Here is a 16101-nt window from a genome sequence, read left to right on the forward strand (position 1 = left end):
TTGTTCTTGTTTGCGGTAGCAGAAAAACTGGAAGATATGTCGCTGACCCGTGCCGGAGAAGCGGTGAAAGCGCTGATGGCACTGGCACCAGAAACCGCGTGGGTGCGTAACAGCGCCGAAGTATGGCAGGAAGTGGCCGTGGCAGAGGTTGTGATTGGCAGCACCGTACGTGTGCGCCCCGGTGAACGGGTGCCGCTTGATGGCCAGATTAGTCGCGGTGTCAGCCATTTTAATGAAGCACCGATCACCGGCGAAAGCCTACCGGTAAGTAAAGAGATTGGCGCGACGGTATTTGCAGGCAGTATTAACGGTGATGGTGTGGTTGAGGTATGTACTACCGCCAGCGCCAGCAGCAGTGTATTGGCCCGCATTATCAGTACCGTACGGGATGCGCAGGCCAGCAAAGCACCGACACAGCGCTTCATCGATCAGTTTGCCAAATATTATACCCCTGTGGTGGTAATGGCAGCGGTGCTGGTGGCCATATTATTACCAGTATTTGGCCTGATGACACTGAAAGCTTCAGTGTATAGCGCGTTAGTCATGCTGGTGATTGCCTGCCCATGTGCTTTGGTGATTGCCACACCGGTGACACTGGTCAGTGCGCTGGCATCGGCGGCACGCCACGGCATGCTGGTGAAGGGGGGCGCGCCTCTTGAGATGGCGGCAAAAATCAAGGCTGTCGCTTTTGATAAAACCGGTACATTGACTGTGGGTGAGCCCGAGGTCACTGGTATTTTACGCCCAGTGTTACGCACATCTTTGCAGACTCAATCGCCTGAACAGGCCGGATTACCCGCCGCCTCAATACTCACTGAACAGAACATACTGGCGCTGGCTGCGGCACTTGATGCGCACTCGACTCACCCGCTGGCACGGGCAGTACTCAATGCGGCAAGTGCGCAGCAAGTACCGGTCATGCAAGCCCAGAATATTCAGGAGCTGACCGGTCTAGGGGTACAGGGATCTGTTGATGGACAGCGTTATCTGTTGGGAAGCCGACGTTTGGCGGAACGTACCGGTGTGCTGACTGCAGACATTGATGCACAACTCTCTGAGCAGGAAGCGCAAGGGCAAGGTCTGTTACTGCTGATGTCTGAACAGGCGGTACTTGGCATTATTACCGTGGCCGATAAGATCCGCGATGAGGCGCAGGCAGTCATCCAGCGTCTAAACAGTATGGGGATTCATACCGTGATGCTGTCGGGTGATCACCAGAGTGTTGCCACGGCGGTCGGCAATAAAATCGGCGTTGAACAAGCGCTCGGCGGATTGTTACCGGATGATAAATTGGCTCGCATCCATGCACTGCAAACACAATATGGCCATGTCGCCATGATTGGTGATGGCGTGAACGATGCTCCCGCGCTGGCACAGGCTGATTTGGGCATAGCAATGGGCGCTGCCGGATCAGATACCGCACTGGAAACTGCCGGTGCAGCCCTGATGGAAGATAAACTCGAAAAGCTGCCGGATCTGTTTACCCATGCTCGCCGCACCGCCAATGTGTTGAAAGCCAATATTGTGATGGCTCTGGTGATTAAAGCGGTCTTTTTTGCGCTGGCATTGGTCGGTATTGCCACCTTATGGATGGCGGTGTTTGCCGATGTAGGCGCAAGCTTACTGGTTATTGCAAATGGGCTGCGATTGGCCAAGCAAATTAAGTCTGACTGATATTACCTTGCTTGGGCATTGCGAAGAGAAGTCATAAAACCGTGGCATATTCCACAAGGTATGCCACGGTACTGATAACTGGGTAAATCAGCACCACAGAACCTGCATTTTCTGCTACCATCACACCCTCTTTTTATCATCCTACATTATAGGAATAGAGTGATGACAACCACTTTGTTCAAAGATTTCATGTTCGAAGCGGCCCACCACCTGCCACATGTTCCGGAAGGGCATAAGTGCGGGCGTTTGCACGGGCATTCATTTACTGTGCGTGTGGAAGTGACCGGAGAAGTTGATCCTTATACCGGTTGGGTTATTGATTTTGCCGAAATAAAACAGGCATTTAAGCCTATTTATGATCAGCTTGACCACTACTACCTAAATGATATCAGTGGGCTGGAAAATCCGACCAGTGAAGTGCTCGCTCGTTGGATCTGGCAGCAGCTTAAACCCCGCTTATCTCTACTTTCCGGTATTTTGATTAAAGAGACCTGTACCTCAGGTTGCCTGTACCGTGGTGAGACCGCAGAATAATTGCCACTGTTTGCTGATTAGTGGTTGAGAGTGTTAATCAGCAAGCCACAAATGAACGTATTGGCAGAAGAGCGTATCTAGCCAATACGTTGCTGTCATTAAAGCCATACTGTTATGCGATAAAGCACTCAATAACAATCAGGCGATAGACAAATATTTATGCATTTGCACCGATAAACGCCAGTTACGGGCAATACATATGCGCATGCATAACTCGGTTGCCTGTGCTTTTTGGCTGATAGGTTGCAGCGCGATTTCGCGTTTTTTATCGTCGGCCGGAATAAGCGTTAACAGCTGATCTAGCGCATCAATATCACTTTCGCGTGCGACCGGATGTTTAATTTCATCAGCTCGCACCAAGGCATCAGGCCGCACCTGACAGCCGCCCCGCATGCCCACTTTGGGTGATACCGTTACCCACGTTTTAGCACTGCAACGCACCTCGTAAGTGCCACTGGTTTCAATCTGGCATTGGTAACCGGCAGACTCTAATGCAGCAGTTAGTGTGCTCAGGTCATATAAACAAGGCTCACCACCCGTAATAACCACATGCTTTGCTGTATAACCTTGTTGGTTAAACAGCACTAATAAATCACTGGCTTGTAATGAGCACCACAAATCAGAATCACCGGTTTTCATAATAACCTGATCTTCAGCCACGCGCTTATCTGCATCTAATGCCCAAGTATGCTTGGTATCACACCAACTACACTCTACCGGACAGCCCTGTAAACGCACAAAAATTGCCGGCACACCGGTATAAACCCCTTCACCTTGTAGGGTTTGAAAAACTTCATTAATTGGGTACAACATACATCGCCTAAGCGGTTAAGAAAAAATATAACCCGATTATCGCAAACCTTGCCAAGCCTGACTACTTATAACTTTTTCTGAATATGTCAGCGAAGCGCTTATATTTATTCATTTTAAATTCAATAGGATATTATCTAAAAAAGCAAACTGGAAAGGCGGTGTTGTTTATAAAAAGCAAATAAAATAGCAGTGTTTTTTATCTTTTTAGAATTTTATAAGTACTTTCTGTTTTACTTTTTATTTGAATTCAAAATAAATCATTGTAAGTAAATTGACGAAATTCAAGCGCAGTAATACGCTGTATTTCTAATTTACAGTTTCACGAATCTGTTTGTTGCCACAATGATATAGCGAAATTATGTTGATCGATAAGACATAATCTGTATTTTTATTTAAATTAGATGCTTTTTCTTTAAAAGTTAAATATTAAGAATAAAGAGTAATGGTGTGAGATAAAATGACTGTACAATATTATGATCGTCTGAGTAGAGTGCTTCACTGGATAATGGCGGCTATTATTATTTATGCAACGTTTGCTGGTTATGCAATGCATTTAGTGGTGGATTCAAAACCACATGTATTCAGTTTTCTTTCTACTTTAAATATATCACTGGCGACAGTGGGAACAGTATTGTTTTTTGTTCGATGGATTTGGCGCTTTTTCCGTGTCTCTCCTGATCTAAAAATAGACAACATTCCTAAAAATCAGATAAATATTGCAAAAATGGCACACTCTGTAATCTACTTTGCTATGTTTATGGTGTTTTTTTCCGGTTTTCTGATGATCAAAGAGAGCTATCTGTTTTTTTGGATGATAGAAGTACCCAATCCTATCAGCTCAGTGCCGATTAATGATTTCTTTTTTACGGTACACCGTATTGCCTGCATCTTTTTAGCACTGATGGTACTGCTGCATGTTGCGGCAGTTGTAAAACATCATCTGGTATTACGCAATAATGTACTTCTTCGTATGCTAGGGCCACGATTTACATTACGCTAATAAAAACAATACTATATATTGAAAACCCTCTTTTATACTCTGTGGTATCTTATTCATAATGGAGATAAAAGAGGTTTTTTGTTTTTAGTTGATTATATTTACTCTGCGTTTGTGTTTTTTTCTTTCCGTACCTTTTCCTTTTCGTACCGATAGCCATGATCGGGTGTGGCCACTGATGTATATACAGATATACAGGTGATTTATCTGTAGTGGTCAATGAAATCCTGATACCTCTTCGCTGCCTGTATTTAGCATCTCTTCACAGGGCCTTTCTTTATACAAGGCATAATACACTGCACACTTGCACTGCTTGATACGATCCAGCTAGAAAACTACAGAGTGTACGTTTAATAAACTGCTTTACGTCGGCAAATTGTGACTATATTGTTAAATAACAATAAGTAATCACGGCAAAATTGCCGCGGCCATAACAACAACCTTGTTGGGGGAAGCATGAGCATACTAAAACAGCAACCACTAGAGATGCTCTATTACTGGGAAGCACATCGCCCCGATGAAACTTATCTACGCCAGCCAGTAAATCGACAGTTTCACTGTTACTCATGGCGAGAGGTAGGGCGGCAAGCTCGAGTAATGGCTAGTGCCCTGCGTGGGTTGGGCCTTACCGCAGGGGATCGTGTTGCTCTGCTATCAAAAAATTGTGCGGAGTGGTTTATTGCTGATTTAGCGATGATGATGGGCGGCTTTGTGAGTGTGCCGATTTACCCGACAGCCAACACAGAAACCATCCGCTACGTACTCGAACACTCTGAGAGTAAAGCCATTTTTATCGGCAAACTTGATCACCCAGAGCAGATTGAAGAGGCGCTCTCTGCTGATTTGATTCGGATTGCATTCCCGTATCCGACCGTAACATGCCAATATCAGTGGCAAATGCTACTCAATGATTTTCTGCCGCTAGAAGAAAACCCAGTACCTGAAGGTGGAAGCCTGATGTCTTTGGTATATACCTCGGGCAGTACTGGCCGCCCGAAAGCGGTTATGCACAGCCACGAACGTTTTGGCTGGGCGGCAAAATCGGTGGCGAAAACTGTCCAACTTAGCCCGAATGATCGCGGCTTCTCCTATCTACCGTTATCACACATCACCGAACGGGTTTATATTCTGGGCGCAAGTTTATACGGCGGGTGCAGTATTACCTTCCCTGAATCATTAGATACTTTTGTGGATGACATTAAAGCCACCGCCCCAACGATTTTTATTTCAGTGCCGCGTTTGTGGGGCGCGTTTCGTCAGCGAATTACTGAGAAAATGCCTGAAGAAAAACTGACGCGTTTACTGGCAATTCCTATTGTCAGTTCGGTGGTGAAATACGTTATCCAGCGTAAGCTTGGATTACACCGAGCCCGAGTGCTGGGTTGTGGTTCAGCGCCCGTCGCGCCGGCATTGTTGCACTGGTATCAGCGTTTGGGGCTGAATATTACCGAAGCGTGGGGAATGACAGAGAATCTGGCGTATGGGTCGATTAACTATCCTTTCAAGGCCGATAAAATTGGCTCTATTGGGCATGCGGCAAAAGGGGTTGAAATCATGCTCTCAGAAGAGGGCGAAATCCTCACGCGCAGCGAAGGGGTTATGCTTGGGTATTATCTCGATGACATCTCTACCGCGCTCAGTCTAAAAGAGGGATGGCTGTATACCGGTGATCTGGGCGAGATTGATGCTGATGGGTTTGTGAAAATTACTGGGCGTTTGAAGGATATTTTTAAAACGGAAAAAGGAAAATATGTTTCTCCTGTATTACTAGAGGGTAAGCTGATTACGCTTGAGATCATAGAACAGCTCTGTGTTATCGGCAGTGGTCTGCCGCAACCTGTTGCACTGGTTCAGCTTTCGGCGAACTCACTGACTTTGCCGCAAGAGATGCTGACGCATGCCTTGATAGAGCATCTTGAAAGTGTTAACAGTCAGCTTGAGCCGCACGAGAAGCTCAGTGGTATTGCGGTGATCTCAACACCGTGGAGTATTGAGAGCGGTGATGTGACCCCGACTCTGAAACTGCGCCGTCATGTGATAGAGCAGCGCTATAATGAGCGAGTTACCGGCTGGGAAAAGGGTGAGAAAGTGCGTTGGTTGTAGGTTTGGTCACGGTTCACTGATTGCAGGGTTGACGCTGTTACCTAAAGCTAACACCATGATGATAATAATATTTCGCAGTGTGAAATACATTTTTGGAGTGGTGCAAAATGGCGGTAGGGCATAATCCTGGGCATATCGATCAGATTAAGCAGATAAATGCCGGCGCCGTGTATCGCCTGATTGATCAGTTAGGCCCTATTTCGCGTATTGAGTTGTCAAAACAGGCCGGTTTAGCGCCGGCCAGTATCACGAAAATTACCCGTGAACTGCTTGATGTCCACTTGATCCGCGAAAATGAATGCCAAGAATTTGGTAGCCGTGGCCGCCCCGCAGTAGGGCTGGTGCTTGATACCGAAGGTTGGCATTTTCTCTCGATGCGTTTGGGGCGTGGTTATCTTACATTGGCACTGCACGAGCTCAATGGTCGGGCGCTGATTGAAGAGCGTTTAGATGTCATTGAGCGCGAGCAAGTTGCCCTGCTCAAACGTTTAGTCAGTGAAATTGATCTCTTTTTTACCCGTCATCAGGATAAGCTTGAGCGTTTAACCGGTATTGCCGTTACGCTGCCGGGCGTGATTGATGCCGCGCGCGGTATTGTCCACCATATGCCATATTATCATGTGAAAGATATGCCGTTGGCGGCTGAGTTAGCGGCTAAAACCGGTTTGCGGGTTTTTTTACGGCATGATGTGTGTGCATGGACGATGGCCGAATCGTTGTTCGGGCATGCGCAGGGCTGTGATAACGTGGTTTTACTGAGCATTAACCATGGTGTGGGCGTGGGTGTCATGATTGATGGAAAACTGATCCACGGTCAGTTTCGTAATCTGATTGAAGCGGGGCATCTGATTGTTAACCCAGACGGCGAGCTATGTGAATGTGGGCATCGCGGCTGTTTAGAAACCGAGATCAGCGTACAAGCCTTGCTGCGTAAAGCGCAACAGCAATTGGATGCGGGCACACCCAGTCAGTTACAGCATGTTCCCCTGACTGTCACAGCGCTCTGTCAGGCTGCCGTCGCGGGAGATCTTCTGGCACTCACCTTGTTAAACGAGGCCGCACGCCATATCGGGCAGCTACTCTCTACGTTAGTGAATTTGTTTCATCCTGAAAAAATTCTGTTTGGTTCACCACTGCGTCAGGCGCAGTCAGTACTTTTCCCTGAGATTGAAGCCACAATCAAACGCCTCTCTTATTCTCCGTATACTGAAAATTTGGAGCTACAACTTACCGAGTTTTATAACGAAGGCACAATGGCGGGGGCGGGGTTGGTGAAAGAGGCGCTATACAGTGGTTCTTTGCTAACGCAACTGTTAGAAGGTTAATCAACCAGTACAGAGCACCTGTTAAGGGTGTTTACAGATGCTCTGTTAGCCGATTTTTATGTGTATTTATGTGCAAAGGTATCATGTGCAGAGGCATCGCTGCTGAACAGGTCTGTGCAATCAGAGCTATGCGACTCTCACTATGCGACCGGTGTTATGTAAACCTGCCTATGCAACCAGTACGGAATCGATATCGGGATGGGGAATAATGGTGGTATCGATATCAAACACATGCCGAATATTGTCGTGGGTTAGGATCTGTTTTGGTGTACCGTCAGCGTACAGCGTGCCGTTATTAAGTAGCAAGATTCGGTCGGCATAGCGGGCAGCAAGGTTTAAATCATGCAAAATAACCAGTACTGCATCACCTGCCATGGCCCGATCTTTTGCTGTTTGTAGTGTGTGATGCTGGTGGCAGAGATCGAGCGCCGAGGTAGGCTCATCAAGCATCAATAACTGCGGTTCTGCCGGTAATGGGCCGGATTTCTCTACTTCCCTAAACTGTTTTGTATTCTGTTTTTTTTCACCGAGTTGTGCCAGTACCCTTGCAAAATGTACCCGCTGTTTTTCACCGCCAGAGAGCTCTGTATACAGACGTTTTGCCAAGTGCTGAGCCCCGACAACCGCAAGACATTCGTGCGCAATACGCTGATTTTCAGCGTGTGATGATGCGTGCGGCAATCGCCCTAACATCACCACTTCGTGGACCAAAAAAGCAAATGAGAGCGATGAGCTTTGCGGCAAAATAGCCATTTTTCGAGCCAGCGCGCTGGCATTCCAAGTATGCTGCGGCTGATTAAACAGCGTGATTTCGCCCTGAAAGGGGATTTCGGCACTGATGCATTTGAGCAGCGTAGACTTTCCTGAGCCGTTTGGCCCGAGCAATATAGTCAGCTCTCCGGCAAAGAGGGTCAGTGAGAGGTCCGTTAATATTTGTCGCTGCCCGCGGTGTACACGTAACCGATTGATCTGTAATACACTCATCCCAGACTCCTTTTTTGCTGGATCAGCAGCCAGATAAAGAACGGTGCGCCCAGCAATGCAGTGATGATCCCCACAGGGATCTCGGCAGGGGCTGCCAGTTGGCGAGCAAGCAAGTCTGCCACCAGCAGTAAAATAGCACCACCGAGTGCACTCACGGGCAGCAAATTACGGTAATCCGGCCCGCACAGCATGCGTACCATATGCGGTACGATTAAACCGATAAAACCAATCATGCCTGATACCGATACCGCCACACCGATACCCATGGCACAAAGCACAATTAACTGACGTTTAAGGCTTTCCACCTGAATACCTAAGTGCCGAGCTTCTGATTCGCCCAGCAGCAGCGCATTAAGTGCGGCGCGCTTTCGGGAGAAAATAACCAGCAGGGCAAGCATAACAAAAACCGACAGCAGTACACTGTGCCATGTCGCACCCGCCAGTGAACCCATTTGCCACAGCGAAAGATCGCGCAATTGCTGATCATCGGCCAGATAGCTGAGCAGCCCTAAACCAGAAAAGGCGATAGCACCAATGGCGACACCGGCCAGCAACATCATACTGACGGATGTACCAAAAGGTGTTTGCCCGATGCGATAGACCAGTAAAGTGGTCAGCATGCCGCTGGCGAATGCAAACAGAGCCGTTGAGCCGAGCGTTAACCAACTGGCAATACCGGCCAGTAACGGCCATGACAACGCCCAACCGGCTGGCAGCAGAACAATGGATAGCCCCGCCCCCAGCGCTGCACCACCGCTGACCCCAATAATACCGGGGTCAGCCAGTGAATTACGGAACAACCCCTGTAATACCGCTCCGCACATGGCCAGTATTGCTCCGATACTGATACACAATAGCGTGCGTGGTAGGCGGATACTCTGAATGATCAGGGCATTTGCCTGTTGAGCAGCAGTTTCTGGTGTATTAAATAGCGCAAACAAGCTCTCATTAAGCGGTAACTTAATTGGGCCGGTTGTAATAGAGAACAGGGCCGCCGCGGTGAGCAGCAACAGCCCCGTGCTGCTTAGAAGTGACAATTTCAGACGTAACATCGGCACACCTTAGTGGCTGGATGAAAGGCGAGATGGGTAGCTGAGTAAATAATCAGCCAACTTGTCAGCTTCATGCAGGCTGGTTAGGCCTAATCCGCCAATCAGCGCTTTGCCGTTCATCGCATAAACGGCCAGATTTTTTCCCGCCGGTGTATTGGTAAGAATTGGGAATTGAGCCAACGTTGCTTGTGCGCTGCCTTTCCAGTTGCGCTGGCTGATGACAATAATATCCGGCTGCATTGCCAGCAGACTCTCACTGGAAACGGTCTGGTAGTTATTCACTTTTTCTGCTGGATTGGTTGCACCGGCAAGCAAAATCAGCGTATTTGCAGGTGTATTTCCCCCTGCGATCATGGGAGCACGCCCCTCATTCAGCAGCAGAAAAATGACTTTTGGATTTTGTTTGCTTTGAATTTGCTGACGTTTTTTTGCCAGTTCAGCCAGTTGTGCTTCCGTTTGTTGTAGCAATAGCGTGCCTTCTGATGGCTTATCCAGTTGTTTTGCCAGCACGCTAATACGCTGCTTTAAGCTCTCAATGTCTGATCCCGAAGGCAATACGGTCACACTGACACCCGCTTGCTTGAGCATATCAACGGATGACTGTGGTGCCATTTCATCGATACCAATCAGTTTGTTTGGGCGCAAAGCCAACATGCCTTCAGCAGGCAGTTGGCGAATATAACCGAGTTTTGCCGCAGTGTTACCCGCGGGCAGCTCACTGCTGCTATCAGTACCGACCAACAGATCTTCTCCGCCGAGTGCCACAATAATCTCAGTCACGCCCATTCCGGCTGAAATAATACGGTCTGCGGCTACCGCCTGTGCAGTGAAACAACTTAGCAGAGCCACACTACAGGCAAATACAGCAGGCTTTATCTGTTTACGGAGTGCAAATACGGTCGGCATTTATTCTGTTCCCTTCGTCAAAATTTGTGCTGCAGGAATATGTTGTTGTTGTAAGAAATTAAGCAAATTCAGTAAACGTTCGGCACTAACATTACGATCTGCCGCAATGATTATGTTGGCATTTGGTAATTGTTGGCGGCGCTGTAACAGCGCTTGCCGGAATTCATCCCACGACGAGTAAGTCTGTTCATTCAGCGCCCAGTAGGGCTCACTGGCTAATAAGTGCAGTGTTAACGGCTGCTGTTCGACCGGTGTGGAAGATTGCGCACTGTCGATTTCCGGCAGATCAATCTCCATGCTTTGCAGGCGAACATTGGCCGTGAGCAGCAGAAAAACCAGCACAATAAAAATGATGTCCAGCAGCGGAGTCAAATCGATACCAATGTCGTGACGCGCCTGATCAGCAGAGCGATCGCGGATCATTCATGGAACTCCTTATTCAGCGCAATGCCCTCTAACCACAAGTTGTAGTGGTTCATCCCGTGCTCGGCGCGATGAATTAGCCGATCAATCCACAGGCCAAACAGTTGCGCCCCAATAATTGCTGGCAGCGCAATTAGCAGGCCTGCGGCGGTGGTGTACATGGCAATCCCCAAACCATTGGCCAGCAGAGCAGGGGTCACAGGGCTATTACTCACCCCGATATCCTGAAACATCTGAATCAGCCCTAAAATTGTGCCAAGCAAACCCAGTAACGGGCTGATTGCTGCAATCAGCGTCAGCATTTTTAAGCCAAAACTTAGCTGGCGGCGCTTGTTTTGCAGCCAGATAGCGGCAATCTCCTCACGCAAAAGCTTGTTTTCATCTCGGTGCATGATCAGCAGCGATAACCCTTGCAGCAGCAGTGAACGCTGACCAGATAGCTTGGCCTGAATCTGCTCAAAATCCCCCTGTTGTGTACAGAGCGTTAGCGGTTGCAAAGAGCCAGACGTTTGAAAGTTAAACCGGCTGGCTTGCAGCAGCTTAAACAACCGGTCGAGCACAATCACACCCGTTAAAAATGAGCAAATCAGCAAGGGCCACATCATGGTGCCCAGTTGTTGTTCGAGTTGAGTCAGCAACATTTTAATTTCAAGCCTATTTAAGTCAGTTCAAAACGAATAGGAATACGCACCGTATGTTTAATGCCTACGCCATTGATCTCTTTGGGTAAAAATTGCCATTTCTGTACAGCTTTTAGTGCTGCCTTATCCAGCAGTAGCGAACCACTGCTGCGGGTTAAAACCACCGCAAGAAGCTCACCACGTACACCGAGAGTGATATCAAGTAGCGTTGTTCCCTCTTGCCGTCTGGCACGCGCCGCCGTTGGGTACTCTGGCGGCGTTGGAGGAATACGAAAACGCGGCTTACTTTCACTGTTAAGTGTGGTCGGCAGTGAAGGGGATGCTGTATTGGTTTGATTTACAGCCGCGCTATTTGCCGCACCTTGACGACCTTGCGTGGTTGCTTGCGCTGCATATTGTTGTTTTTCGGTTGGCCGCTTTTGTGTGCGGGCAAGTGCTGTTTTTTGAGGGATATCTGACTTTTCAGGTTGCTCTGAACGTTGTATATCCGCTTTTTTTTCAGGCGTGACTTTGGGTTTAGTCGGTTTTTTTACCTGAGGTGTTTTAAGCGGTAGCGCCTTTTGGGGGATGACTTCCTCTTTTCTAGCCACTTCTTCTTTAGTGGCCTCTTTTTTTACTGGCTTAGGTGCGGTCGTCGCCATTGCTTGAGTGGGGGATGGTTCAGATATTGCTGCTGTTTCAGCGGTTGGATTAACCCCAGAGCGCTGATCTGCGGCCAGCGTTAAAACCATGCTGGATGCTGATGCCGGCGCACTCAGAGCATCAAGTGTGACAGCTCGGGTTTGAAGTGGTTGAAATCCCACCAGTAATAAAACGGTATGAGCACAAAGGCATACGCCAGAGGCTACCAACAATCGCTTTTTTTCTGAGGAAATCCACATAGATAACTGCCTTTGCATACCTGATTTATCCAACGAGGTAGCAAATATACATTTTGATACCCTAAAAGATCAAATGAAAATTATTTGCATTCGCATTTAATGTTCGGTTAATCTTCGGCAGCGCACATAAACCGGTAAAACCCCACCCAAAATGTGCTGATTAAACCGTGACCTATTGCAAATCGTTGCCGTTTCACGCCAGCGAAAAATATGCCCTTACGCACGGTGATGTTTATTCAGGTGTTCAATCAATCGTAAATTTTTTTATCTTAAAAAGGATTTAACACAAATGGCGAGTCATCGAATGAATTGCGAAAAATCGGTTGTCTTTCAACGATCTGTACTTAGCTTGCTGGTTGTTAACGTTCTCACTGTCTCTTTTGCTAGCCATGCAGCGGTGGCAGAGAGCGCGCAATCTACCGCATTGCCCGAAGTGGTAGTAACAGCAACACGTGACAACAAAACTATCGAGCAGGAAACGCGTTCGGTAGTAGTGATGGATAAAGCACAGATCGAACAACAGCAGGCGGCCAGTGTTGCAGAAGTGCTGAAATATGCCCCTAACGTTGATGTGAATGGCGGCCCACGAGCCAATGCGCAAAGCCCGATTATCCGAGGCTTAAGCGGAAACCGATTACTGCAAGTTATTGATGGCGCTCGCCAGAACACCAACTCCGGTCACCGTTCAACCTATTTCCTCGACCCAGAAATGCTCTCAAGTGTGGAAGTGGTTAAAGGCCCGAGCAGTGCGTTGTGGGGAAGCGGTGCATTAGGTGGGGTGGTTGCACAACAAACATTGTCAGCGCCCGATTTACTGACCGATCAGCCGATTGGTGGTTATATCAAACAAGGCTACGCCAGTGCGAATGATGAAACACGCACCAGCGCCTCACTGTATGGTATGCCGAATGATTCGGTTGATTTCCTGCTAAACGGCTATTACACCGATGCAAATAATTTGCGTTTAGGTAACGGTGAAAAACTGACCGACTCTAGCTATCGTAATCAGGGTGGTTTGGCAAAAGTAGGTTGGCAGATGGATGATGCTCAGCGTTTACAACTCTCTGTGCGCCAGTCAGAAAACCATCAAAATGCACCAAGTAACCCGTCTGAAGCGGTCAGCTCTTCTGTGCCTCTGGTTCAGCAGCAAACCCGTGATTTCAATACAACACTGGATTACCGCCTAAACCCGCAGGATAACCGTTTGTTGGATGCCCGTGTAACGGCCTATCTGAACAAAACCGAATTTGACGAATACCGCATTAAAAAAGCGCAGCGTGATACGGTAAATTACCGCACCTTGGGGCTGAATATGAGCAACCGCTCAGAGTTTGATCTCATGACACTCGTGTACGGCGGTGATATTTACCAAGATAAAACCGAAGGCCAGCGCGAAGGGCAAAATCGCCCAATTCCGGCAGATGGCCGTGGTCAGGTGTGGGGAACATACTTACAAGCAGATATTCCGCTGGCTACTGACTGGAATTTACTGCCGGGTCTGCGTTATGACCACTTTAGCGTTAAAGACAATAATATCGCCGACTCATCACGTAGCGAAAGTAACGTCTCGCCGTCAGTCGGTTTACGCTGGCAGGCTGCAGAGTGGTTAACGCTCAATGCTCGTTACGATGAAGCTTTCCGAGCGCCAAGCATGGAAGAGATGTACACCAGTGGTACACACTTCTGCATGGGCCCAGGCATGTGCAACACCTTTAAACCCAACCCTGATTTGAAACCGGAAACGGCAAAGAACAAAGAGATCTCTGCCAACATGAAGTTCCGCAATGTCTTAGCCGATGATCAACTGGCACTGAATGCCACCTATTTCCATAACAACGTCAGCAATTACATTGATCAGCGGGTCGATCGTTTCACCACACAATACCAGAATGTGAATGATGCACGACTTAAAGGTGTAGAACTCAGCGCGCTTTACAACCTGCAAAACTTTGAAACCAGCCTTAGCTATGCCAAAACAGACGGTGAGAATAAGAGTAATGGCCAGTCACTGCAAAATATTCCAGCTCAAAAATGGGTATTGGGAGCAGGGCACTACTTTATGGATAAATCCCTTAAAGTTGGCATGAATGTTAGCCACTACCAAGCGCAAGACAACCTGCCTGAGAATGTCACCGAAGTGTACCCAAGTTACACCCTTGTTGATCTCTATACCACATGGCAGCCACAAGCATTTAAAGCCGTCAAAGTTGATGTCGGTATCGATAACCTGACTGACGAATACTATCGTCAGGCATTTGACCAGCTTTACTCAGCCGGTCGTAACTTCAAAATTGGCGTGCGGTATCAGTTCTGATGATTGATCTCTCTTTATTAGATGAAAACATACTGGGGCGTCACAGCCCCGATCCACTGGCGTATGCCTTTACCGGAAAACGTCAGGCACATGCAGGGGGCGGTGGTCGCCCGCTGCCAGCCGAATCTGCTGGTGCACAATTTACACAATTGCTCACCGATGACGGCTCAGCAACACGCGATCGCTGCTTGTATATCCACATTCCGTTTTGTCGCGTGCGTTGTACGTTTTGCTCATTTTTTCAGTATGCCGCCAGCGCCACATTAGTGGCAGAGTACTTTGCCGCGCTGACAGAAGAGCTCAAACGCAAAGCCGCGATGCCGTGGACACAAGCACAGCCTTTTGCTGCTGTATATATCGGTGGGGGAACCCCCACCGATCTTACTGCAGAGCAAATTTTTCAGCTGGGCGGATTGATCAAAGCACACTTTCCATTAACAGAGGATTGCGAAATCACTCTGGAAGGGCGTTTAAACCGTTTTAGTGATGAAAAGTACTTTGCAGCGGTTGAAGGCGGCGTAAATCGCTTCTCATTTGGCGTACAAAGTTTTGATACTGCCGTGCGCAAACAAGCCAAACGTTTGGATAACCGCGAAATATTGTTGGATACACTCAACCGTATCGTCGCATTTGATCGCGCACCGATAATTGTAGACTTAATGTTTGGTTTGCCAGGGCAGGATAGTGAATGCTGGCAGCGCGACCTGACCGATTTTCTGGCCAGCGGTGCACACGGTGTAGACCTGTATCAGCTTATTGAGATGCAAAGCACCCCGATGGCACGTCTAGTCAGTGAAAAACGGTTACCACCACCGGCAGATACACCGGAAAAATCACGGATGTACGCCAATGGTGTTGCCTTCATGCAGCAGCAGCAAATCAAGCAGCTCAGTGTTAACCACTGGGCGCGAGATTCACGTGAACGTAGCCGTTACAACCATCTGGCCAAAACACACGCCGATGTATTACCGGTTGGCGCGGGAGCGGGCGGTTCAATTAACGGGTATAGCTTGATGCAAACCCGTGATCTTGAAACCTACCATACCGCCATTACAGAGAACCAATTCCCACTGGCGATGATGATGACACCTAATCCGCAGCATGTACTGCACAGCGCCATTAAAGCCGGATTTGATCGTGGCGTGCTGTCAGCCCAAGCCTTGAATCAGGCCAGTGAAATTCAGCTGTTTGAACATATACAGCCTCTACTGGCTGCATGGGAAGCGCGTGGATTACTGACGCTCGATGCCTCAACTGCCCAACTGACCACCGCAGGCAGCTTTTGGAATATCAACATGGCTCAGGGCATGATTGAAGCATTAAAACGTACACCACCAGCAGCGCTGGCAGCCTAAGTTTAGATACCGACATTTAAGGCATATGCCAAAAAATTATTGAGATAAATCGAGATAAACTGCGCAGTCACTGTTATCAACAACCGTAGCCGCGTTTAC

14 protein-coding genes are annotated in these 16101 nt (G+C 48.2%); 7 read left to right on the forward strand and 7 right to left on the reverse strand.

Going from position 1 to position 16101, the window contains the following annotated elements; genetic code table 11:
- On the forward strand, positions 1-1674 hold a 1674-nt coding region (locus ACRC27_RS10455; protein ID WP_438639835.1), incomplete at its 5' end, for a heavy metal translocating P-type ATPase.
- Positions 1675-1836: 162 nt separating this feature from the next.
- Complete coding sequence (gene queD, locus ACRC27_RS10460) at positions 1837-2208, forward strand: 6-carboxytetrahydropterin synthase QueD (RefSeq protein WP_438624084.1); 372 nt, start codon at positions 1837-1839, stop codon at positions 2206-2208.
- Between the two features lie 138 nt (positions 2209-2346).
- Here the strand turns inward: queD and queE are convergent, their stop codons facing one another.
- Positions 2347-3021, reverse strand: coding sequence for a 7-carboxy-7-deazaguanine synthase QueE (gene queE / locus ACRC27_RS10465; RefSeq protein WP_438630739.1), 675 nt, complete (start codon positions 3019-3021; stop codon positions 2347-2349).
- 457 nt (positions 3022-3478) lie between these two features.
- Here queE and ACRC27_RS10470 point away from each other — a divergent pair, with 457 nt between their 5' ends.
- The 3 genes from ACRC27_RS10470 (at position 3479) to mlc (ending at position 7446) form a co-directional block, all read left to right on the forward strand.
- The gene (locus ACRC27_RS10470; RefSeq protein WP_438630737.1) at positions 3479-4021 is read left to right on the forward strand and encodes a cytochrome b; all 543 of its coding nucleotides are present in this window, start codon (positions 3479-3481) and stop codon (positions 4019-4021) included.
- A 453-nt stretch (positions 4022-4474) separates the two neighbouring features.
- Positions 4475-6121, forward strand: a complete 1647-nt coding sequence (locus ACRC27_RS10475) for an AMP-binding protein (RefSeq protein WP_438630735.1) — start codon at positions 4475-4477, stop codon at positions 6119-6121.
- Between the two features lie 107 nt (positions 6122-6228).
- The gene (gene mlc / locus ACRC27_RS10480; RefSeq protein ID WP_438630733.1) at positions 6229-7446 is read left to right on the forward strand and encodes a sugar metabolism global transcriptional regulator Mlc; all 1218 of its coding nucleotides are present in this window, start codon (positions 6229-6231) and stop codon (positions 7444-7446) included.
- Between the two features lie 168 nt (positions 7447-7614).
- Here mlc and ACRC27_RS10485 read toward each other — a convergent pair whose 3' ends face one another.
- Genes ACRC27_RS10485 through ACRC27_RS10510 form a run of 6 tightly spaced genes read right to left on the reverse strand, consistent with a single transcriptional unit; the run spans position 7615 to position 12333 of the window.
- On the reverse strand, positions 7615-8430 hold the full coding sequence (locus ACRC27_RS10485; protein ID WP_438639836.1) for a heme ABC transporter ATP-binding protein: 816 nt from the start codon (positions 8428-8430) through the stop codon (positions 7615-7617).
- Positions 8427-9482, reverse strand: coding sequence for a FecCD family ABC transporter permease (locus tag ACRC27_RS10490; protein ID WP_438630729.1), 1056 nt, complete (start codon positions 9480-9482; stop codon positions 8427-8429). Before ACRC27_RS10490 ends, ACRC27_RS10485 begins: the two co-directional genes overlap by 4 nt.
- A 9-nt stretch (positions 9483-9491) precedes the next feature.
- Positions 9492-10388, reverse strand: coding sequence for a heme/hemin ABC transporter substrate-binding protein (locus ACRC27_RS10495; RefSeq protein ID WP_438630727.1), 897 nt, complete (start codon positions 10386-10388; stop codon positions 9492-9494).
- The gene (locus tag ACRC27_RS10500; protein ID WP_438624074.1) at positions 10389-10811 is read right to left on the reverse strand and encodes an ExbD/TolR family protein; all 423 of its coding nucleotides are present in this window, start codon (positions 10809-10811) and stop codon (positions 10389-10391) included.
- Entirely contained in the window at positions 10808-11452 is a 645-nt protein-coding gene (locus ACRC27_RS10505) for a MotA/TolQ/ExbB proton channel family protein (protein WP_438624073.1), read from the reverse strand. The genes ACRC27_RS10500 and ACRC27_RS10505 overlap by 4 nt, the downstream gene beginning before the upstream one ends.
- Before the next feature lie 17 nt (positions 11453-11469).
- Positions 11470-12333, reverse strand: a complete 864-nt coding sequence (locus ACRC27_RS10510) for a TonB family protein (RefSeq protein ID WP_438639837.1) — start codon at positions 12331-12333, stop codon at positions 11470-11472.
- A 289-nt stretch (positions 12334-12622) separates the two neighbouring features.
- On the opposite strand from ACRC27_RS10510, the gene ACRC27_RS10515 reads away from it, so the two are divergent.
- A complete protein-coding gene (locus ACRC27_RS10515; RefSeq protein WP_438639838.1) occupies positions 12623-14647 on the forward strand; it encodes a TonB-dependent hemoglobin/transferrin/lactoferrin family receptor in 2025 nt (674 codons plus the stop codon).
- Positions 14647-16002, forward strand: a complete 1356-nt coding sequence (hutW, locus tag ACRC27_RS10520) for a heme anaerobic degradation radical SAM methyltransferase ChuW/HutW (protein ID WP_438630719.1) — start codon at positions 14647-14649, stop codon at positions 16000-16002. The genes ACRC27_RS10515 and hutW overlap by 1 nt, the downstream gene beginning before the upstream one ends.
- Positions 16003-16101: the final 99 nt, after the last annotated feature.

It is taken from the genome of Plesiomonas sp., from assembly GCF_051650925.1.
Taxonomy (GTDB): domain Bacteria; phylum Pseudomonadota; class Gammaproteobacteria; order Enterobacterales; family CAMTGL01; genus Plesiomonas.

Coding starts and splice junctions, on each gene's coding strand:
- ACRC27_RS10500 (WP_438624074.1), bottom strand. CDS start 10,811: ATGATCCGCGATCGCTCTGCTGATCAGGCGCGTCACGACATTGGTATC.
- ACRC27_RS10495 (WP_438630727.1), bottom strand. CDS start 10,388: ATGCCGACCGTATTTGCACTCCGTAAACAGATAAAGCCTGCTGTATTT.
- ACRC27_RS10475 (WP_438630735.1), top strand. CDS start 4,475: ATGAGCATACTAAAACAGCAACCACTAGAGATGCTCTATTACTGGGAA.
- hutW (WP_438630719.1), top strand. CDS start 14,647: ATGATTGATCTCTCTTTATTAGATGAAAACATACTGGGGCGTCACAGC.
- ACRC27_RS10515 (WP_438639838.1), top strand. CDS start 12,623: ATGGCGAGTCATCGAATGAATTGCGAAAAATCGGTTGTCTTTCAACGA.
- ACRC27_RS10470 (WP_438630737.1), top strand. CDS start 3,479: ATGACTGTACAATATTATGATCGTCTGAGTAGAGTGCTTCACTGGATA.
- ACRC27_RS10505 (WP_438624073.1), bottom strand. CDS start 11,452: ATGTTGCTGACTCAACTCGAACAACAACTGGGCACCATGATGTGGCCC.
- ACRC27_RS10485 (WP_438639836.1), bottom strand. CDS start 8,430: ATGAGTGTATTACAGATCAATCGGTTACGTGTACACCGCGGGCAGCGA.
- queE (WP_438630739.1), bottom strand. CDS start 3,021: ATGTTGTACCCAATTAATGAAGTTTTTCAAACCCTACAAGGTGAAGGG.
- mlc (WP_438630733.1), top strand. CDS start 6,229: ATGGCGGTAGGGCATAATCCTGGGCATATCGATCAGATTAAGCAGATA.
- ACRC27_RS10490 (WP_438630729.1), bottom strand. CDS start 9,482: ATGTTACGTCTGAAATTGTCACTTCTAAGCAGCACGGGGCTGTTGCTG.
- ACRC27_RS10510 (WP_438639837.1), bottom strand. CDS start 12,333: ATGTGGATTTCCTCAGAAAAAAAGCGATTGTTGGTAGCCTCTGGCGTA.
- queD (WP_438624084.1), top strand. CDS start 1,837: ATGACAACCACTTTGTTCAAAGATTTCATGTTCGAAGCGGCCCACCAC.